Source organism: Nostoc sp. KVJ3, from assembly GCF_026127265.1.
In the GTDB taxonomy this organism is placed as follows: Bacteria; Cyanobacteriota; Cyanobacteriia; order Cyanobacteriales; family Nostocaceae; genus Nostoc.
This window is the reverse complement of the sequence record NZ_WWFG01000002.1, coordinates 2438799-2459391: the sequence shown is the minus strand read 5'-3', so window position 1 is coordinate 2459391 and position 20593 is coordinate 2438799. Positions and strand designations below refer to the sequence as shown.

At 39.8% G+C, this 20593-nt stretch carries 12 protein-coding genes; 7 read left to right on the top strand and 5 right to left on the bottom strand.

Annotated features, from left to right (window positions below; all coding sequences use genetic code 11):
* Positions 1-307: 307 nt before the first annotated feature.
* Both GTQ43_RS26470 and GTQ43_RS26465 read right to left on the bottom strand, forming a co-directional pair.
* On the bottom strand, positions 308-2458 hold the full coding sequence (locus GTQ43_RS26470) for a peptidase domain-containing ABC transporter (RefSeq protein ID WP_265275662.1): 2151 nt from the start codon (positions 2456-2458) through the stop codon (positions 308-310).
* 104 nt (positions 2459-2562) lie between these two features.
* A complete protein-coding gene (locus GTQ43_RS26465) occupies positions 2563-5271 on the bottom strand; it encodes an NHLP bacteriocin export ABC transporter permease/ATPase subunit (RefSeq protein WP_265275661.1) in 2709 nt (902 codons plus the stop codon).
* Between the two features lie 1112 nt (positions 5272-6383).
* On the opposite strand from GTQ43_RS26465, the gene GTQ43_RS26460 reads away from it, so the two are divergent.
* Positions 6384-7538: an endo-1,4-beta-xylanase gene (locus GTQ43_RS26460; protein ID WP_265275660.1), complete on the top strand. Its 1155-nt coding sequence runs from the start codon at positions 6384-6386 to the stop codon at positions 7536-7538.
* 46 nt (positions 7539-7584) lie between these two features.
* On the opposite strand, the gene GTQ43_RS26455 is transcribed toward GTQ43_RS26460, so the two are convergent.
* Positions 7585-8217 (bottom strand): TetR/AcrR family transcriptional regulator, encoded by a 633-nt coding sequence (locus tag GTQ43_RS26455; RefSeq protein WP_265275659.1) that lies wholly within the window; start codon positions 8215-8217, stop codon positions 7585-7587.
* A gap of 101 nt (positions 8218-8318) precedes the next feature.
* Between GTQ43_RS26455 and GTQ43_RS26450 the strand changes: the two genes are divergently transcribed.
* From GTQ43_RS26450 to GTQ43_RS26425, 6 genes are all read left to right on the top strand, one after another.
* Positions 8319-9695: an HlyD family secretion protein gene (locus GTQ43_RS26450; RefSeq protein WP_265275658.1), complete on the top strand. Its 1377-nt coding sequence runs from the start codon at positions 8319-8321 to the stop codon at positions 9693-9695.
* Positions 9692-11644: an ATP-binding cassette domain-containing protein gene (locus GTQ43_RS26445; protein WP_265275657.1), complete on the top strand. Its 1953-nt coding sequence runs from the start codon at positions 9692-9694 to the stop codon at positions 11642-11644. Before GTQ43_RS26450 ends, GTQ43_RS26445 begins: the two co-directional genes overlap by 4 nt.
* Positions 11645-11816: 172 nt before the next feature.
* A protein-coding gene (locus GTQ43_RS26440) for an IS5 family transposase (protein WP_414859156.1) occupies positions 11817-13329 on the top strand; the annotation gives its coding sequence in 2 pieces (ribosomal slippage) (positions 11817-13043 and positions 13045-13329; 1512 coding nt in all).
* 241 nt (positions 13330-13570) lie between these two features.
* Positions 13571-13795, top strand: coding sequence for a hypothetical protein (locus GTQ43_RS26435; protein WP_265275656.1), 225 nt, complete (start codon positions 13571-13573; stop codon positions 13793-13795).
* A gap of 300 nt (positions 13796-14095) precedes the next feature.
* Positions 14096-15202: an ABC transporter permease gene (locus tag GTQ43_RS26430; RefSeq protein ID WP_265275655.1), complete on the top strand. Its 1107-nt coding sequence runs from the start codon at positions 14096-14098 to the stop codon at positions 15200-15202.
* 19 nt (positions 15203-15221) lie between these two features.
* Complete coding sequence (locus GTQ43_RS26425) at positions 15222-16343, top strand: ABC transporter permease (protein ID WP_265275654.1); 1122 nt, start codon at positions 15222-15224, stop codon at positions 16341-16343.
* A 33-nt stretch (positions 16344-16376) separates the two neighbouring features.
* Here GTQ43_RS26425 and GTQ43_RS26420 read toward each other — a convergent pair whose 3' ends face one another.
* Entirely contained in the window at positions 16377-17717 is a 1341-nt protein-coding gene (locus GTQ43_RS26420) for a hemolysin family protein (RefSeq protein ID WP_265275653.1), read from the bottom strand.
* Between the two features lie 557 nt (positions 17718-18274).
* The gene (locus GTQ43_RS26415; RefSeq protein WP_265275652.1) at positions 18275-20497 is read right to left on the bottom strand and encodes a dynamin family protein; all 2223 of its coding nucleotides are present in this window, start codon (positions 20495-20497) and stop codon (positions 18275-18277) included.
* Positions 20498-20593: the final 96 nt, after the last annotated feature.

The window sequence follows — 20593 nt, the reverse complement described above, 5'->3', positions numbered from 1 at the left end:
CTGTTAAACAGCTTTTTTCGATAACTGGTACTTACTAGAGACTTCCAAAAATAAAATTCCCAATCATTGTAGAGAGTGTGGAATCAGGACTAACGTCGTTAGCCCTGATTTCCTTTTTTATACTAAATTGAATTATGTATAGTTCGAGCTTTTGGGTATCTAAAAGTGTCAATTGAATTAACGGACTCCCTGAAAAGTCTGCTTAGAAAAGTCTGCTTAAAGCCCACATTTCGCACTTCAATTTATAGTATATAAAAATCATAGAGAAAGAAAATCCAACATTGATAATTTATTTTACATTAGCTGATCAAGGATTAAGAAATTCTAAATGTGCGCCTGCTAAGTTACGAAAATCAGATATAGTACCTTTAAATTTTGTCTCTCCATGCTCAATTAAAATAATCCAATTTGCTCTAGCAATTACTCTCGGTCGGTGGCTGACTAAAATTGTCGTTTTACCTTGACGCTGTGCTAGTAAAGCATCTAAAACACGGGCTTCTGTAGGTGGATCAAGGTTAGCAGTTGCTTCATCTAAAATCAGAACTGGAGGATTCATTAAAACAGCCCTTGCTAACCCAATCCGTTGTTTTTGCCCATCTGAAAGGTTGGCGCTAAAGTCACCTAAAATTGTGTCATAACGTTCTGGGAATAAATTAATAAATTCTCCAGCCGCCGCAATTTCGCAAGCAGCTACTAATTCTTCCATCGTGGCATCGGGAACTCCCAACCGCAAGTTATCGGCAATAGAACGGGTGAGAAAGCGGGATTCTTGACTCACTAAAACAATTTGACGGCGTAGGCATTCTAGGGGCAAATCTTGCAGGTTATCAGTTCCAAAAAAGATATCACCTTTTTGTAAAGTGTAGAGACGAGTCAACAGCTTGACTAACGTACTTTTACCACAACCAGAATGTCCAATAATTGCTATTATTTGTCCACCGGGAAGAGTTGCAGAAAAATCTTTGAGTAAAGGTAATCTGCCAGGATATTGAAAGTTCAGTTGTTTACAAACAATATCTTGCTGGGGAGAAAGTTCAAGCCAATTATTTGGATTATTTTCTGAGGTTTCGGGATGAACGTGAAACAATTCTTCTAATTCTTGAATTTGTGTTTTTATTTTCGTAAACTCCAGAATAAATTTGAGCCAAGCATTCCCAGCTTCTATAACCAAATTTGCCAGAAAAACTACAGCAACAAAAGTTCCAAGTGTGAGTTTTTGCTGGAGAAATAACCAACAAGTCACTGCTAATATCGTTATTTTTCCGAGTTCTGAAAGCAGAGAGAGTAGGCTGTTAATTAAATTATTAATTCTGCTATTTTGAACATTGGCGGTGATTTCCTCCTCTTGTTTCAAGAGCAATTCTTGCTTTAAAAAAGAGGCACTAGCGGTTGTTTTAATCGTCAGCGCGTTGACAAATATTTGGGAAAGCAGAAAGAAGTTTTGCCCAGAAGTTAACCATATTCGATAATTAGCTTGCTGAATGCGAGGATAGACAAGGCTAAAGATAGCACTGAGTAAAATAGCGATCGCTGCAATATTTAACGATAAAACAGGATGATATAAGTATAATACTGTTAATCCTAGCAAACCACAAAATGTCCGTGTTGGCAAATTTACCAACAGCAGATCGAACAGTTGGCTAATGGCTGCAATATCACTTAATCGTAGTTGAATAGTGCCATAACTACGAGTTTCAAAATAAGGCAATGGCAACTGGAGTAATTGCTCACCAAAATCCGTTCTTAAACTTGTTTCTAAACTCTTTATTAAGAAAGTTACTAAGTTTGCATGGGCAAAATTTAGTCCAAAATTAAATAAAACAACACCTCCTAAACTGATGAAAATCATCATTAAAGATGGCAATAAAATTGAAGATTGCCAGAGGTAATCAATGAGTATTTGCTGCAAGATAGGTACAGCTACTAACGTTCCACTAAATAGTACATTTAGTAACAACAGTCCCAGAAAATACCAACGCAGAGGAAATAAACGTTTGCGCCAATTTGTCCAAAGCTTTTGGTGGTTATTTTGAATTAGTGGAAACTTGAAAGGATGGGGTTTTAATAATAAAGCTAAATTTCCTTGCCAGCTTTCCAATAACTCAGTGTGATCGACATAGCGAATGCCTATACCAGGATCTGACAGAACAAATTTTTCCCCTTCTTTAGCCAGCAATACAACAAAATGATAACCCTGCCAATACAAAATTGTCGGCAGAGTTGCATTATCTAAATTTTCGAGCCATTCCGTTTGTGCTTGAAACCCTTTAGCGATAAATCCTAAGCTTTCTGCACCACGCTTTAAACCTAGTAAATTAGTGCCACTCATTTGGGTGCCAATAGCTTCCCGCACTCGGTTAATGGGAATATTTTTGCCGTAATGTTTTAAAACGATGGCTAAACTGGCGGCGGCGCAATCTTCCGAACTTTGCTGACGAATCCATGCGTATTTACTCATTAGTTCTGACAGTTCGAGTCAAAAATATTTGTTCTATGTTGTAGAGTATCCATCTGAAGAAAAATTTGCCCTATTGGGTGACGAATAAGCTGTATGCTTCTCATTCAAGCCACCTGTCGCGCCATCAAATCAGCAAACATTCCCGGTTGAGACATCAATTCCTCAAAATTTCCTACCTGCTTAACTTCCCCCGCAACAATTACATAAATGCGGTCAGCATTGCGAATCGTACTCAAGCGGTGAGCAATAACAATTCTTGTTACCTTTAACTGTTCCAAACTTTCACTGACAATTGCTTGGGTGCGATTATCCAACGCACTCGTCGCTTCATCAAAAATCAGAATTCTCGGTTTCAAAACCAAAGAACGAGAAATTAACAACCTCTGGCGTTGTCCTCCCGAAAGATTAGTTCCTCCTTCCGAAATTACCGTGTGCATTCCCATCGGCATTTGTTCGATATCTTGGGCAAATCCTGCCATTCTTGCTGCTTCCCAAGCTTCATCCATTGTCACTAATGCACCACTACAAATATTCTCAAAAATCGAAGCACTATTAATCCGACCATTCTGTAAAACCACACCTAATTGTCGCCGGACTGCCCAAATATCTAACCCCGATAAATCCTGACCATCATAATAAATTGTTCCTTCTTCTGGTTGCTCAAAACCTAACATTAACCGTATGGTTGTTGATTTACCGCTTCCTGATGGCCCAACTAAAGCAATAAATTCTCCCGCCTTAGCTTCAATTGTCACTTTATCCAGGGTCAATGGTCGATCTTCCCCATAACGAAAACTAACCCGATCCAGTTTAATTCCACCCATCAAGCGCCCTGGATCAGTTTTATCATCGTCAACTTCCGGTTTGGCTTCCAGAATTGGCTTAACTCGCTCCCAAATAATATTCACTTCCATCAATTTAATAATCGTGCCACTCAAACCCGTGACACCACCAACAAAAGTCCCGAAAGCGGCATTAAACGCCAAGAAAGTTCCTGTAGAAAATCCTGTCTGTCCTTGGGATTGGGCTTGAACAATTAGGGTTATTGCCAGAGCATAAACCGCTATGGAACTAACAGTTGGTAAAATCATATTCAAAAGCGTTACAGAATCTTCAATTGCTTCTGTACTCAGCATTAAATTGAGTTGTTGTCCAAACTTTTTCGACCAATAGGCAAAAGCCCTTTCTTCTGAACCGGAAACTCGTAACTTTGTGACTCCCCCAATTAACTGCACAGTTAACCCGGATATTTCTCCGGTGATTTCTTGCATAGGAATCATTTTTTGGCGGGAAACAAAGAAAGAAAAGAAGGTAATAGCGATATTGACTGCCGCTACAGCAATGGCTACCAAGGCCAATTGGGCATTGTAAGAAAGGAGTAAACCCAAATTCAACAGGGAAAACAAGCTGTCGAATAGTGACCTCATGACAGTGCCAGTCAAAATTTCGTTCAGGTGGGTGATACCAGAAACCCGAGCTTGCAAGTCACCGATGGTATACTTACGAAAGAAAGGTGGGGGTAATTTCAGCAGCCGATCCCAAGTTGCCGCCTGAGTTTGAACTTCAGCAAGAGCTTGAGCGCGAGTAGTAGCGACATTTTGCACCAAATCTAATAAAGTGCTACCAAAATTTACGGCGACTAACCCCAAAGCTATTTGAAAAATTAATCCGCGATCTGCACTGGGAATGGCATTATCAATTAAAATCCCCGTCGCCTGGGGAACTAGCATCCCCAATATGGCAATAACAGCACCCAGAATTAAAACTGTTGCTCCATCCCGCAGTATCCCCTTCGTAGCAAACTTGAAAATTTCTACGGATTTGAGGACTTTTTCCGGGAATGGCCGATAGAAAACATAGGCAACAGGCGAAATCAACTGAGCCGTATTTGCAGTGAGCGGAATGCGCCGCATTTGTTCGGGATCGAAGATTTCGTAACGATTGCCACTGCCGGGAAGCAAAGCTAGAGGCCGTTCATCCTGCGCCGTGTATGCCAAAATCGCGCCAGAGTCAAACTCCCACCAAGCACCCCGCAAAATAACTCGACGAGTCCGAATCCGAGATGCGCGGGCAATCGCCTCTAGGGGGTCTTTAACACGCTTGGGGTCTTCTGACCTACCTGGGGGACGAATATCAATTCCCATCGCTCTACCAACCGCCCCTGCTGCAATTAATAAAGCTGTTCCTTCTTGAAAAAATTCTGCTTCTTTACGGCGAAAAATAGCTGTGAGATTGTTGACAGCGCGATCGCTCGCTTCTTGATTCAATCGTTGGCGCGAACGAAACTGCTCAGAGCGTGTTAGAGTCTCTTTCTGGTCGAGTTGATGTAGACAAAGTAACAAGTCAGCATGGAATTGATCGAGGTGTTCACTGACCAACTCTAAAGTATCTATTCCTTCTAAATTAATACCATTGAGGGAAATATCCACCTCTTGAAAAATTCCAGCCAAGCGATCATTCCACTGTTGCAACTGCTGAAAAAACAACTCCCTTGTGCCATTGCGCTGTGAAATTACTTGCTCTACCCAATCTCTCATCTCAATTGGTAGTAGGCCGGTCTCTTCGTAAGCAATAGCAATTAATTGATAAGACTGACCTTCCAATGCAGTTACGATACCGAATAGCACATCTCCTGAAGCAACATCGAAAAGATAGCGTCGCGCTCCTTGGGGAATGCCATTGATAGTTGCGATCGCAAACACTGCCATTGCTCCATCTTTTAGCATCCATACAGTATTGGGTGCATCCAAAGGGAAAGGGTTGTTGCTTTGAATGAACTGTTTAGAAGTATTGAAATCGAGCAAATTAGTCATTGTTATCGGTGTCAAATTTAACTGTTAAAAAACCTTTGTGCTACTTCCTTCGCTTATCAATAATTAAATCTCAGAAAACTATTGCTGGCATAGTATAGTTTTTAAGCATTATGCTCTTGGCAATTGGAACAATAAGAAGAATAGAAGTCTTTTAAAGAACTTAACTAGGGATTTTCCTCGCCAAAATTACACTTATTAAAAAGTACATCAATAATTAATTTGCATTTGTAAATCTATTTAAAGAGCATAACAGCATAAATATTTAGGAACGTGGATTAAATAAGATGCAAAACCTCATCCTGTCTCACGATCCTTTATAAGGAGAGGGATTGATGGTGAGGTAAACTAGGGACATAAATTGTATGTTATACCAATTTTTTATGAAGCTGCATAGAATTCGATCCCCCCTAGCCCCCTTAAAAAGGGGGGAACCGGAAAAACATCTATCAAATTCCCCCTTTTTAAGGGGGATTTAGGGGGATCAAGATATGTGCAACTTCACATTAAATTGGTATTATTTAATTCTTATTCCTTAGTACCACCGTGAATTCAAAATTAAAGTAGGTATACAGCGTAAGCGTTTAGTTGATTTGGAATGGGTGGTTTATTTACGAAATGTTGTACTAGCCTTGAATATAGATATGTGCATCTTCAATGCTAGATATAATTATGTCAATAAGCATCAGTGATAATACTTTTCTGCACCGACTCCTCCAACGCACTGGAATACACTCGACAGATTGTGTGGGTGCGATCGCGGCAGTATCTTATAAAATAAATTTCAACATCACATAAATAAATTTTTATCAAAAAAACACAAATTGCGAGTATTCACTGAGGGAAGCTCAGATTTTGCATGGTTAAATTGCTATTAAAAGCCCCTTGCAATACCATTCACTTTGTGCATTTTAAACTCAGAATTGGGTTAGGGGCAAAGGTTTTTCTTTCCCCTTATTAACCAATAAGTATTGAAACCCCTCGGACATCAAATAGCCGTAGTAGGGGAAGATAATTCATGATTTGCGACTTTCAGGCTAACAGAAGAATAGTTTGCAGCCACTCCAGGCGTTACATATTCGACAGTAAACCGTTGAGAAAATGGACAAAAATTTATGCTTGCTCGGAGAAAATTTTTAAAAAATGCAGGATACACAACCCTTTCTGCCTTGTTGACTATGGGGGTTTTAGAAAAGAATAATCAAAAAGAAGGCCATAGTACAAATGCTGCTATGGCCAGTTATACAAGTACAGATGTAAATTCTCCTCTTCGCCAATTAGCTGCTAGCAAAGGAAAACTTTATGGTGCAGCAATTGATAGTGTTGCTTTGCAAAAAGATGCGGGTTATGCGGCCCTACTTGCTCGTGAATGTTCGATTGCGACACCGAATGGTGAATTGAAATGGAACGCTACCGAACCATCGCCAGGAATATTTACCTTTAAATCAGCAGATATAATTGCTGATTTCTGCCAAAAACATAATATAGAATTGCACGGTCATACTCTTCTTTGGAATCAGGCATTACCTAATTGGGTTTCTTTCCCCCCCACAAGGCAACAACTCCAAAACCATGTTGCTGGAGTCATGGGACATTATAAAAATAGCCCCGTTTTAAAGTCTTGGGATATTGCTAATGAAATTATCGCTGTTAATTCAAGTCAAACCAATGATACTATTTATGGTTTACTTCCAGGATTAACACCGGAATATATTCTGGAATTGTTTCAATTTGCGGCTTCGGTTGATAGTAATAAGCTATTTTACCTAAACGATACCAGTGTGGAAGGCGCTTCATGGAGATCGGATCGATGGTTAGCATTGATCGAATATTTGAAGAATCATGGAGCTAAAATCGACGGTGCAGGTCTGGAATCGCATCTATGGTTTTCTACTGCATACCCTTTCGATGCTAAAGGATTTAGTTCTGTCTTAAAAAGACTTAACGATCTTCAAGTGAAACCAGTAATTACAGAATTAGATATTATCATTGATTTCCCCTTACCCAGCACTATCCAAGAGTTAGACCGGATGGTAGCTGACAGTTACACGCGATATCTCGATCTATGTTTTGCGGCTAATGTTGATACTGTAATTACATGGGGGATTAGCGATCGCTATAGTTGGATACGTAATTTCAACTATATGCCAGAAAAATTTAAAGCCGATCGAAGTCGTCAGCAATTTCTGCGTCCGCTTCCCTACAATCAGAACTTGCAACCGAAACTTGCTCGCAATGCTATTGCTAAAGCTTTTCAGCAAGCAACTTGATACTAAACACCCCCCATTGAACGGAGTCCGTTTCAGTGGGGATAGTTTACTTGCTTGTATGGGCGAGTACGAAACTCATCAAACTATCTAAAATGCGATCGCGTGACAATGACATCATTTCTTTACCATATAGCATTTCCTGCACCATCACATAGGATACCAGTGAACCAAAAAAGATTTGTGCTGTGGCTTCTGGGTCAATAATGCCTAATTCTGGGTGAGAAGCAAAATACTGACTCAGTAATTGCCGTCCACGTTGAATCACAGTTTGAGTATATAATTTTGCCAATTCTGGAAAGCGTTGCGACTCGGTGATAATCAAGCGAAACAGTGCTAAGTATTCAGGATTGTCGGCAACTTTTGTCAGATAGGTTTCAGCAATTTCGCGTAACAGAATTGCTGGTTCACCATGCAAATCTTCTGCACAAAAAATCCCCCGAAAACTAGCAATTGTCACCCTTTCGATCAACGCCTTAAATAATCCTTCTTTATCTTGAAAGTGACTGTATATAGTCTGCTTAGATACTCCAGCTTCTGCGCTTACCCGATCCATACTAGTGCCAGCGTAACCATCCCTCAAGAATACCTGCATGGCTCCTTGCAAAATTTGCTCCTGTTTTTGAGTGATGGCTCTCAAACGAGATAAAGTTTCAGGCTGGGAACCAGAAGTTTTGGGCATATTTGACGTAAATTTTTTTGCATATCTCTGGAAAATCATACCATACAGTCTAGTATGATATTCCCAGTAAGTATTTAACGATAAAAATATAGGGTAGTGTCATGTCTCAGACTGCCTCGACTCCAGAAGGGATTATAAATGTTCCAGTACCAAAATCTAAGCAGGAACGGAAGAAACCGATTTTTTTGTTGTTAGGGTTACTATTTATAGCAGGTGGTATTGGTTATTTGCTGTGGCATAGTCAACAACAAGGAGCAGCAAATATACTGAGGGTAAGTGGAAGGATTGAGGGTTACGAAACTGAAATTGGGGTGAAGCGTTCGGGCAGAATTGTATCAATTGCAGTCCGGGAAGGGGCTGCGGTCAAGAAGGGGCAAGAATTAATCAAGTTGGATGACAGTAACGACCAACTGCTACAAGAACAACTGCGGGGCGCTGAGGCTAGGGTTGCATCTGCTGAATCTGATGAACAGCAAGCAATTTCCGATGCGACTCAAGTGGAAAGTGGAATAGAACAAATTGATAGCCAAATCAGTGAAGCAAAACTTAATTTTCACCAATCTCAAGGAGATACGGAAGGAAGAGTTCAACAGGCACTATCTAACGTAGCGGGAGCCAAGGCACAATTATTACAAGCGCAAGCACAAACAAAGCAAGCACAGGCAGAAGTAAAATTAGCGAAAATTAATCGCGATCGCTATGCCAAACTGGTAACAGAAGGGGCTATTAATCAACAACAATTTGACCAAGCCCAGACCACCTTTGACACAGCAGTAGCTACATTAGAAGCACGAAAAGCAGCAGTAAATGCTGGACAGGAACAATTACGCGCTGTTGTTGGGGCATTCACCCAAGCTAAAACTACAAGTTTCAATCCGGGGATTCGCAATGCCCAAATAGAAGCGTTAAACAGAAAAAAAGAACAGAGTTTTGCTCAACTGAAATCTGCCCAAGCAAAGGTAAAATCTGCTCACGCCAAAGTAAAAGATGCCTTAGCATCAAAACAGCAAATTCTTACCCAAATAGAAGACTCGAAAAAAGATTTAAATGTTGTTAGTCCTTTAGATGGGGTAGTAACTGCCCGCAGTGCAGAAATAGGTACTGTAGTCAGCAGTCAAACCAAGATTTTGACAGTAGTTGACCCCAAGACAGTATATTTGCGAGGTTTTATTCCCGAAGGCGATATTGGGAAAGTGCGTTTAGGACAAACAACCAAAATCTTTCTTGATTCTGCGCTGGAAAAACCTCTCATAGGGACAGTTATTGCTGTCGATCCTCAAGCCTCTTTTACCCCGGAAAATATCTACTTCCAAAAAGATCGGGTGAGACAAGTAGTAGGCGTGCGGATTCAGCTAGAAAACCCTCCTGGCTGCTTTCACCCAGAAAATCCCTACTCTGGTTCAGATTTCCCCTGTGCCAAAATTGGAATGCCAGCAGATGCAGAAATTGCGTTGCAGGGTAAAGAGGTGAGCAAATGAAATTATCAACTCCCAACCCACTGCAATTATTTAGTGACTCAACCACTACGATTAAAGTTAGTAATTTACATAAACATTATGGACAAATAGTCGCTGTTCGGGGAATTGATTTTACTGTCAATCAGGGTGAGATGTTTGGGTTAATTGGCCCTGATGGTGCAGGTAAAACGACTACCTTTCACATCTTAGGTGGGGTGATGGAAGCAACGGCGGGAGAAGTGGAAATATTTGGTCAGCTTGCAAGGGACGCACGTTTGAAAACGGGGTATCTCACACAACAGTTTTCTTTGTATTTGGATCTCAGCATTGATGAAAACTTGCGTTATGCAGCGGGATTGCGCCAAGTTAGCGATGATTTATTGCAGGAACGCCGCCAAAAATACTTAAAATTAATGAGTTTGGAACAGTTTGGCGATCGCTTGGCGGGTCAACTTTCCGGTGGGATGAAACAAAAGCTGGCGCTGTGTTGTGCCTTAGTTTCCCAACCGGAAGTGCTGTTATTAGATGAACCTACCACAGGGGTCGATCCAGTTTCCCGCCGCGAATTTTGGGATGTATTAGCAGAACTTTCTGCCGACGGGATGACAATTGTTGTCGCCACACCCTATCTAGATGAAGCTGAACGCTGTGATCGCGTCGCACTGATGTATAGCGGTCAAATTCACGAAATTGGTACACCAGCTGCATTACGCGCCAATTTAGGCTTACATCGCTTAGAAGTCAGAACCGCAAATCTAGAGATAGCCGAGAAACTTCTCTTGCAGAATGTGCAGACAAATATAGTCGATGTGCAGACATTTGGCGATCGCTTGGATGTTCTCGTTCAAGATGTGACTCTTGGTGAAACCCAGGTAAATCAACTACTACAACAGCATCACCCCAATATTGAACGTGGCGAACCCACTCTAGAAAACGTCTTCGTCACCCGTCTGCGACAACAGGGTTCAGCGCCAGAATTTTTGTCCTTTCCTCGTTCTCGTGGCGGAAATAGAGAACAATTAAAACCTCAAAATTCTCCCGATCAAATCGCTATTTACGCCCACAATCTCAACCGTGTATTTGGTAACTTCCAAGCAGTCAAAAACGTCAATGTCGAAGTCCGCTATGGCGAAATATTCGGGCTTTTAGGTGCAAATGGAGCCGGAAAAACGACTACTATCAAAATGCTGTGTGGATTACTAGCAGCTAGTGGCGGTGACGTTTCCCTTGGTGGTGAAACAGGAAATCTGCGTAGCCGTGACTTACGGCGACGCATTGGTTATATGAGTCAGAAATTCACTCTTTACGACGATCTGACAATTCTCCAAAATCTAGAGTTTTATAGCGGTATTTACAGCGTACCCCGCAAACTTAGGCGCGAGAAAATTGATTGGGTAATTTTTACCTGTGGGTTAGAGGGACAAGAACAAATGCTTACCGGACAATTACCAGGAGGTTGGAAGCAGCGAGTTGCTTTTGGCGCTTCTGTAATGCATGAACCAGATATTTTATTTCTAGATGAACCGACATCCGGGGTAGATCCTTTAGCCCGTCGTCAGTTTTGGAAGCTGATTAATGACTTTGCCCGAAATGGTACAGCGATTTTGGTGACAACGCATTATTTAGAAGAAGCTGAACAGTGTAACCGCATGAGTTTTATGGTAGCCGGGGAAATCGCCGCCGAAGGTTCACCTAGTTCTATCAAAGCTTCTCAACCAGGACAACTTATAGAAATTATCGTTAACCAAAATCAAGCCGCCTCCAAAATCCTGAAACAGCGTCTTGATTCATGGCGCGTCTCTATTTTTGCCAATAGTTTACACGTTGTTCTTGATAACCCAAAAGCAGAAATTCCTCAAATAACTCAGCTTTTAAAATCCGCACACCTGACTGTTGAATCTCTGCGTCCGATTCCTTTCTCTTTGGAAGATGCTTTTATTGGCATAGTTGAACGTGCGGAAGGAAATTAAAATAATTCGTAATTTGTAATTAATTAGGGCTTGCTGAAAAAGAAAGAAAAGGTTGCAGTATCTAGATTATCAGACCAAAGAAGTATATTCCGGTGCAAGATTTGAAGGTAAAATAGCCCAAAATCCTTGCATGACTGTGGTCAGACGAGACAAGCGTGTATCCGATGTAACCATGTACCGAAAAGAAGAATCAACTCCAATTCCACCAGAAAATTTTGAACTTCCATTTGAGGGAAAGTTATCATCAGATAATCGTTGGGTCATTATGGCGAATTTCATACCCTGGACAGAATTTGAGTCGGAATATTCTTCCGGGTTCTCCGCAGAGATGGGGGCACCAGCAAAGTCATTTCGGATGGCGTTAGGTGCATTAATAATAAAAGAGAAACTAGGCATAAGTGACAGAGAAACAGTAGAGCAAATCAAAGAGAACCCTTATCTACAGTATTTTATAGGGATATCATCTTATAGTAATGAAACTCCCTTTGACGCATCAATGTTAGTACATTTTCGTGAAAGAATTAGTGCTGATTTTGTTAACAAAGTTAATCAAAAAATGGTGAAGAAGATGCTTGAAAAAACATCTTCGATTGACAATGAAAAAAAAACCGAAGAATCAGAAAAAGAAGTAAGTGGTCTAAAAAATCTGGGGAAATTAATATTAGATGCCACTTGTGCGCCAGGTGATATTAGCTATCCAACAGATTTAGGGCTACTAAATCAAGCCAGAAGGCAGACAGAAAAAATTATAGACTTTCTTTATGAACAGGTACTGGGTCAATTAGATAAAAAACCTAGAACATATCGACAGGTAGCAAGAAAAGATTATCTAGAAGTAGCTAAAAAACGTCGCGTTTCCCAAAAAGACCGGAGAAAAGCTATAAGAAAACAGCTTCAATATATTAAAAGAAACTTATCTCATATTGACCAGCTAATCAGTTCAGGAGCAACTCTAAAAAATTTAATAAACAGACAATATAAGATGTTGCTTGTAGTCGGAGAAGTCTATCGTCAACAACTATGGTTATATGAAAATAAAAAACAGAGTATTAATGATCGTATCGTCAGTTTAACTCAACCACATATCCGTCCCATTGTCCGAGGGAAAGCTGGGAAAGCCGTGGAGTTTGGGGCAAAATTGTCGGCTAGTTATTACAATGGATATGTATTTTTAGACCATATTAGTTGGGATAATTTTAATGAATCAGGAGACTTAAAAGCACAAGTAGAATCCTTTAAAAACTACACTGGTTATTATCCAGAATCCGTTCATGTTGATAAAATTTACCGGACACGAGAGAATCGAGCTTGGTGTAAAGAACGAGGTATTAGAATTAGTGGAAACCCTTTAGGCAGACCTCCAGCCAATGTAAGTAAGGAAAAAAAGAAGCAAGCTGTCTTATGATGAAAGAATTCGTAATTCTATTGAGGGAAAGTTTGGGCAAGCTAAAAGAAGATTTAGCCTGGGTAGAGTGATGGCGAAACTGTCTCATACTTCTAAAACTGCAATTGCTATTACTTTTTTAGTAATGAATCTTTCTACTCAACTGTCACGCTTTAAGAGTGCTTTTTTATGTCTATTTTTGAAAACAACACCTTTTTTTCGCTCTAATATTATTGAAAATTATAGTTTAGCCAATCAAAAACAACAAAAACTTATATTTAGGGCTTGCTTGAATAACTGACCAATCCTGATCTTGCTTTTTTATGACTTTTTCAGCAAGCCCTAATTAGGAATTACGCACTGTATAAATTGGCTATTAGAGGATGTTTTAAAAGTCCTCTGGTCGGTAGCAAAAAGTTTTAGATTCCCCTAAATCCCCCGATAAATTGGGGGACTTTGATTCTTCCCCTTTTTTAAGGGGGGTTAGGGGGGATCAACAAGTGCCTAAAATTACAGCCAACCACTTTTAAAACATCCTCTTTATGTGCATAACGATTGCTTCAGAACACAAGTCTGTTGGTTCAGAACACAAGTCTGTTGGTTCAGAACACAAGTCTGTTGGTTTAGAACACAAGTCCGTTGGTTTAGAACACAAGTCCGTTGGTTTAGAACACAAGTCTGTTGGTTCAGAACACAAGTCTGTTGGTTTAGAACACAAGTCTGTTGGTTCAGAACACAAGTGCGTAGCGATCTCTACGACGGGCTAAGGCGTGTTTTTAAAGTCTTAGATCCCCCCAACCCCCCTTAAAAAGGGGGGCAAAAAGTCTCTTAAAGTCCCCCAATTTATCGGGGGATTTAGGGGGATCTAAAAAGTTAGGAGGCTAAACGAGCAATTTGAAAACACGTCCTACGCCTACGCATTTGTAAAACCACCATCACCCGGTTAAAATCGACAATACTCTGAGATAGGCAAATATCCTTATTCACATAATAGACAATTTGTACAGCGCGTAAGTCTTATTACAGCAGTTTTCATCTATGCTAGACCACATTCTTGTATTTCTCCAATGAAAAGAATTTTTTCTCAATGTGTGAAGGAAATAGCGCAATTTCGGCGCGATCGCTTAACTTTAGCTTTAGCGTTTTTATTGCCATTTTTGACTCTATTAATTTTTGGGTTTGCGATTCGTTTAGAAAGTAAAGATATTCCCCTAATTGTCCAAGACTTTGACCGCACAAACTTAAGCAGCAGCTATATTGAGCGATTGTATGCCACCAATCAATTTGTACCTAAGCAATGGTCAGGCGGAAATCCGGTACGGGACGCAATTGACAAGGGTATTGCTAAAGTAGCAGTGGTTATTCCTCCTCAATTCAGTCGAGATATTCAAGCTGGTAGGAATGCAAAGTTACAAGTATTAATCGATGCCACTGACGTTAATAATGCTAGGGTAATTAAAGGTAGCATTGAAAGAGTAACTAATTTCTTCATGCAAGACCAAGGACTAATACCAGATACAAGTATTATTACACCGCGAGTCCGCTTGTGGTTTAACCCTGGTAGATTGGAGTCGCTGTACATCGTACCGGGTACTTATGGTGTAGTGTTGTGGATTTTTCCTTCATTACTGACTGCGATCGCAATGGTGCGTGAAAAAGAAAAAGGTACAATTTTACAAGTTTATGCTTCTAGCATTAGTGCGACAGAATTGTTACTTGGTAAAGGACTAGCTTACTTACTAATTGCGATCGCAGAAGCTTTAATAGTCATAGGGTTAGGATCAATAATTTTTCATGTCGGCGTAATTAATAACCCCATTACTTTATTACTGGGAACTCTACTATTTTTAATCGATAGTGTTTCCTTTGGTTTACTGATAGGGGTACGCACCAATAACCAAAATTCCGCAGTGCAAATTATTTCTCTTGTCGGTTTTATTACATCTTTATTACTGTCTGGGTTTATTTATCCCCTCAGCAATATTCCTTTTCCCCTTTCACTAACGCCTAACTTCTTTCCGTCCCGTTATTACATTAATATCACCCGTGATGCTTTTGTGCGTGGTACAGGATGGACAGGAGTTTGGCTTGACTTACTCATGCTTGCCATTTTAGGATTTGTATTTTTCAACGTAGCACGTCGGCTTTTAAGTCGAATGCAAATTAGCCAATAGTCATTAGCCTTAACCATATATGAAATATATTTGGCAATTATTTGATAGTCCATTTTGGTCATTAGTGCGTAAAGAAATTAATCAAATTCTGCGAAACAGGCAATTGATTGTTTTATTAATTGTTCCACCAACAGTACAATTATTGCTTTACGGATTTGCACTTAACCCAGATGTCCATAATTTACGACTGGGTGTAATTGACTATGCCAATATCTCCGCCAGTCGAGAATTAGTTTCAGCAATGACATCCAATCACACTTTTAACTTAGAATCTATTCCAAGCAGTGAAAAGGATTTAAGCCGCCAAGTAGAAGAAGGCAAGCTAGATATAGGGTTAATAATTCCACCAGATTTTCCTCGCCAATTAGACAAGAAATCAGCAGAAATTCAAGTATTTATCGATGGAGTAAATGCAAATACAGCCGGCATTGCGGCTAACTATGTTAATCAGATTATCCAACAATATAATCTCGGTTTAGTACAGAGTCAAGCCAGTACACCAATCTCAACCGAAGTTGTTTTTCTTTACAATCCTGGACTCACAAGTAGTTGGTTCTTCGTACCGGGAGTTATGGGTTTAGTCTTAACATTAATCGGTACATTAGTATCAGCAGTAACCGTTGTGCGCGAGAAAGATACGGGAACTTTAGAGCAATTGTTAATGACTCCCTCTACTAACTGGGAAATTTTATTAGCTAAAATTGTACCGTTGGCATTCTTACTTATGGGTGATGTACTAATGGCTTTGACCTTGGGAACAGTCGTATTTAGCCTACCGTTTCGTGGTAGTTTCCTACTATTTCTTGCTTTATCAAGTATGTATGTATTTGTGGGAATTAGTTTAGGTATTATGTTGGCAACTGTTTGCGTTTCTCAACAACAAGTATTACTCACATCTTTCTTTATAAATTTACCAATGATCCAAACTTCTGGGGCAATATCTCCTATTGAAGCCATGCCCCCTTTATTTCAATTTCTCTCTCTCTTTAATCCACTTCGTCATTATATTACTATTGTTAGAGGTATTTTACTCAAAGGAGTTGGTTTAGATGTGCTGTGGTTGAATGTGTTAGCATTGCTTGGTTTTGCTATTGTTTTATTAACTATTAGTGTTCACAAGTTTCGCAGTCAGTTAAGTTAATGCAACAGAATGATTTCTAAAGTAAATCAAAAATCAGATAATCTTTGCATGAGTGCTTACACGGGCAACCAGCACTTTATCAACTCGGTTCCCATCCATATCAATTACTTCAAAACGTAATCCCATCCACTCAAAATGTTCAGCGCTAGAGGGAATATGTCCAAGCTGGTTCACAACAAAACCGCCTAAAGTTTGATAGTTTATTCCAGCTAGTGGTGGCAACTTTTTGATATCAAGAATTTCTTTAAACTCATCAATGGGCAACAATCCATCTAACAACCAAGATCCATCCTCACGTTGCACAATCTCAGGGTCATTTAGATCTTCACTCGACGGTATATCACCCACAATCGCTTCTATAATATCAGTTAGTGTAACCAAACCTTGTGTTACACCATACTCATCCACAATTAAGGCAATGTGAGTCCCAGATTTCTTAAATAAATCCAAAAGTTTTAAAGCCTTCATGCTTTCTGGTACATATAAGAGTGGTTTTAATAAGGTTTGCAATTCAATCGGTTGAGTTGGATTCTGGGCTAAAAATTCTTTGGTTTGTACGACACCTAATAAATTATCAACGCTATCCTGCCCAACGGGAAAGAAATAATGCATACTTTTGATAACTTGATGGCGGATTATTTCAAGCGGCTGATCGATGTTAAGCCATTCCATCTCTGTGCGTGGTGTCATAAACGCACTGACTCGCCGATCGCCAATACTAAACACTCGTTCTACTACATCTTGTTCGGCTGAACCTAACAAACCCGCTTCATGACTAGCTGCGACTAAAAGTTTCAATTCTTCAGTGGAATGAAATAATTGTTCGGCATTTCCTGGTTGTAAACCGATAAGTTGAAGGACGAAATTACCAACATTATTCAAACCTTGGACGGCTGGGCGAAAGATAGCCAAATATAATTCTAAGAGATTAATAACAGCGAAGGCAGTTCCTTCTGTACGTTGAAGTGCCAGACTTTTAGGGGCTAATTCTCCTAAGACAATATGAAGACAGGTAATGATTATGAATGCGACTATGACTGATAGGCTATGGGCACTGAAGAGGGCTAAGGATTTGGGTAGCCAGTGAAAAGCGGGTTCAACGAGTCCAGCTAGTGCTGGTTCTCCAATCCAACCTAAGCCCAGAGAAGACATCGTAACGCCAAGTTGAGTTGCTGCTAAATAAGAGTCCAAGTTGTTGACTGCACGCTGTAAAGCCTTTGCACGAGGATGCTCTTGTGCGACTAACTGCTCGACACGACTACGACGTAAAACTACCAAGGCAAATTCTGCTGCCACAAAAAAACCGTTAGCCAGTACCAAGAAAATTAGGGCTAGCAACTTACTCGCTGTAAGCCAATTAAGTTGGCTGTTCATAATAATTTAAGTTTTTTTGTGAGATCCTGTTTAAGTAAGTCTATTTTCAATAATAATCAATTACTTACTTATCGAAACAGAATTCAGGAGTCAGAAGTCAGCAATTCTGTGCAGTGTTGGATAGCGTAGCGTAAAGCCTACGGCATGGCTTCGCTTAGAGGATGTTTGAAAAGTCCTTTTCTTAGTAGCAAAACGTTTTAGATCCCCCTAAATCCCCCGATAAATTGGGGGACTTTGATTCCAGTTCCCCCCTTTTTAAGCTACGGTGTATACACAAGTTAAATTACCCCACCCTAACCCTCCCCTTATAAAGGGGAGGGAACCGGATTTCTGGTCTCACCCCTTTATAAGGGGGGATTAAGGGGGGTAATAGCGAGATTATGAAAAGAAATTCGACTTGTGTGTACACCGTAGCCTTTTTAAGGGGGGTTAGGGGGATCAACAAGTGCCTAAAATCACAGCTAAATACTTTTCAAACAACCTCTTAGAGCGAGTCTTCTCCCAAGGGTTTGATTGAATTTAGTCAATAGCCTTTGAAACGTGCTAACCCTTGTTATTTATTTATCACTCAAAATTGTGTAAGCATCATTAACTAAGTGCATTTTTTCTTGTGCTTGTTTGAGCAGTTGCGGCTGATTCACAAACAAATCTGGATGCCATTTTTTTACTAAAGTTCGATAAGCCTGTTTTATCTCAGCCTGAGAAGCATTTGCTTGCAATCCTAAAATGCCGTAGGCGCGAGTAATCTTATCTTTTTCCGTATGAGTTTTGGGTTGAGTGGGTGCTTTATTACTTTGAGTTGAATTTTGCTGTTTGCCAGTTTGAGAACCAGGCGATCGCATCTCTGCTTTCATTCGCGCTATTTCCTCATTCAGTTCCCAATCACGAAATTTCGCCTCCACCTCTTCTTTGCGCGGAGAGGGAGAAGCTTTTGGCGATGGCGGTGGAGAAACTGATTCTACCCTTCTACCATTATTCTTAACAGTATTTTCCTGTTGTTGCTTAACAACAGGATCTTTTTCAGGGGAAATTTTAACTCTCTCTGGCTGTGGCGAATATTTTTTATTAGTATTCGTGTATTTTGGTATTTCTTTATAAGGTTGATGATTTGAGAGGATTTTGACTTTTTCTAACTCTTGTAGTAAATGATTGAAACCATTTTGTAATTGCTGCAAACTTTCGCGTTTATTAGTAACTTCTACTGGCTCTTGACTGAATTCAAAGCAAATTACTTTTTCAGATTGCTGTTCATATTCAGCCAAAATTGATAACCCTTGACTGCTAAAACTAGAGAAATAATCTTCACTTGCAGTTATACAAAGTTTAGCAACTTCTTGATGATAAGATTCCTTGGCTAATTGTTCGTCTTGTTTTTGAATATTCTTGTTTAACAAATAAGAAATACTTCCGACGACAGCAGCACCTACCGGGCCGCCTAACAACCAACCGATACCACCACCAACAGCGATAGAACCAGGTTCACTCAAATCATCAGTATTGTTTGGCTTTGAGGGTAATATTACTTGTGGTTCGCGAGGGAAAGGAATTAATAAATCTTGTGGTCGTTCTTCTTGAAAAAACTCGTAAGCTTGATAAAGCCATTTTACCGCAGCTAATTGTAATTTATTTAGGTCTTTTTTAAGAGTATTTATTTGCCAATCTTTAAATTTATTTTCTGCCAATGCAACTGCCGCATCAGCTTGATATTTTGTGAGTAGCTTAGGGAATTCTAGCCAATCGCGTAATTCTCCGATGCTAGTAGTGAAACCTTTATAAATTAAGTTGGCTGCTTTCTGTTTAATTTCAATTTTGCTATTTTGTTTCTCGTCAAAAGATTTTATTTCAAGAGCAATCGGGTCAATTTTAGCTTTTAATGAGAGTTGGATTTGAGAAGCGATCGCTTGCACTCTTGGCAAACGCACATTACCACAATTTGGTTGCAAAATCCCCACAATATTTTGCAAAGCTGTTTCAAAAGCTGCTAAACCGCTACTATTAGCAGCAGCGACATCGCCTTTTAATCTGGCTCTTAAGGCGGGTAAAGCATCAACGCGATATAAATTACTAAAGCCTGGAGGTAATTCGGCTCGAAAGCTTTCTGCAACAAATAACAGGCGATTTTGGACTTGTTTTTGCTCGTCAGGTTCGAGTAAGTTAAGAAAATTGGCAACAAATATAACTGTTTTAATACCGCGATCTAATAGCCAATCTCGTAAGTTTTCCCGCTCTCCTAAAGTCATTAATTTCCGTGCATCTAATAATTGGATCGCTAAATCTGCACTTAAAAGTTTTTCTCGGACTAAATTATCTTGTTCATCTCTATCATTAGTTCCCGGTAAATCGAGAAATTCTACACCAGTTTCCAGAAAGGGATGTGGACAAAAAACTTCTACAGATACTACATCTTTTCGCATCTGTCTATTGCCATCAAGAATTGCAAATTGTTGTAAAATTTCTGTGCCACTGCGATAGACTTCTGTACCATCTACCAACATGATGCGAGTTCGCACATCAGATCCATACTTGACAGTAATCGATGCGCCTGTAGTGGGGATTAAATCAATTGGTAAGGTGCGATTTCCTAGCATAGCATTCAGTAACGTAGACTTGCCATGATTAAAAGGGCCAAATACTGCAATGCGAAAACTAGGATTAACTAGATGATTACAAATGGTAATTATATCTTGATGCAATTGTGATTTGCGTTCTAAATTCAGTAATGCAGATGCAGATTTAATAGAATCTGCTAAATTCTTATAACCTTCATACTGTTGTTGCATAATTTCTCGTTCTCAGCTTCTAGCTGGTAATGCAGATCGTTGGGGCTACTGACTCACACTATTATGTTTATATACGTGTAATTAAACATACAATAA

Excerpts from the sequence above, each read along its gene's own strand:
- GTQ43_RS26425 (WP_265275654.1), top strand. The coding sequence starts at position 15,222 with ATGAAATATATTTGGCAATTATTTGATAGTCCATTTTGGTCATTAGTG.
- GTQ43_RS26450 (WP_265275658.1), top strand. The coding sequence starts at position 8,319 with ATGTCTCAGACTGCCTCGACTCCAGAAGGGATTATAAATGTTCCAGTA.
- GTQ43_RS26435 (WP_265275656.1), top strand. The coding sequence starts at position 13,571 with ATGTGCATAACGATTGCTTCAGAACACAAGTCTGTTGGTTCAGAACAC.
- GTQ43_RS26465 (WP_265275661.1), bottom strand. The coding sequence starts at position 5,271 with ATGACTAATTTGCTCGATTTCAATACTTCTAAACAGTTCATTCAAAGC.
- GTQ43_RS26420 (WP_265275653.1), bottom strand. The coding sequence starts at position 17,717 with ATGAACAGCCAACTTAATTGGCTTACAGCGAGTAAGTTGCTAGCCCTA.
- GTQ43_RS26455 (WP_265275659.1), bottom strand. The coding sequence starts at position 8,217 with ATGCCCAAAACTTCTGGTTCCCAGCCTGAAACTTTATCTCGTTTGAGA.
- GTQ43_RS26460 (WP_265275660.1), top strand. The coding sequence starts at position 6,384 with ATGCTTGCTCGGAGAAAATTTTTAAAAAATGCAGGATACACAACCCTT.
- GTQ43_RS26470 (WP_265275662.1), bottom strand. The coding sequence starts at position 2,458 with ATGAGTAAATACGCATGGATTCGTCAGCAAAGTTCGGAAGATTGCGCC.
- GTQ43_RS26415 (WP_265275652.1), bottom strand. The coding sequence starts at position 20,497 with ATGCAACAACAGTATGAAGGTTATAAGAATTTAGCAGATTCTATTAAA.
- GTQ43_RS26430 (WP_265275655.1), top strand. The coding sequence starts at position 14,096 with ATGAAAAGAATTTTTTCTCAATGTGTGAAGGAAATAGCGCAATTTCGG.
- GTQ43_RS26445 (WP_265275657.1), top strand. The coding sequence starts at position 9,692 with ATGAAATTATCAACTCCCAACCCACTGCAATTATTTAGTGACTCAACC.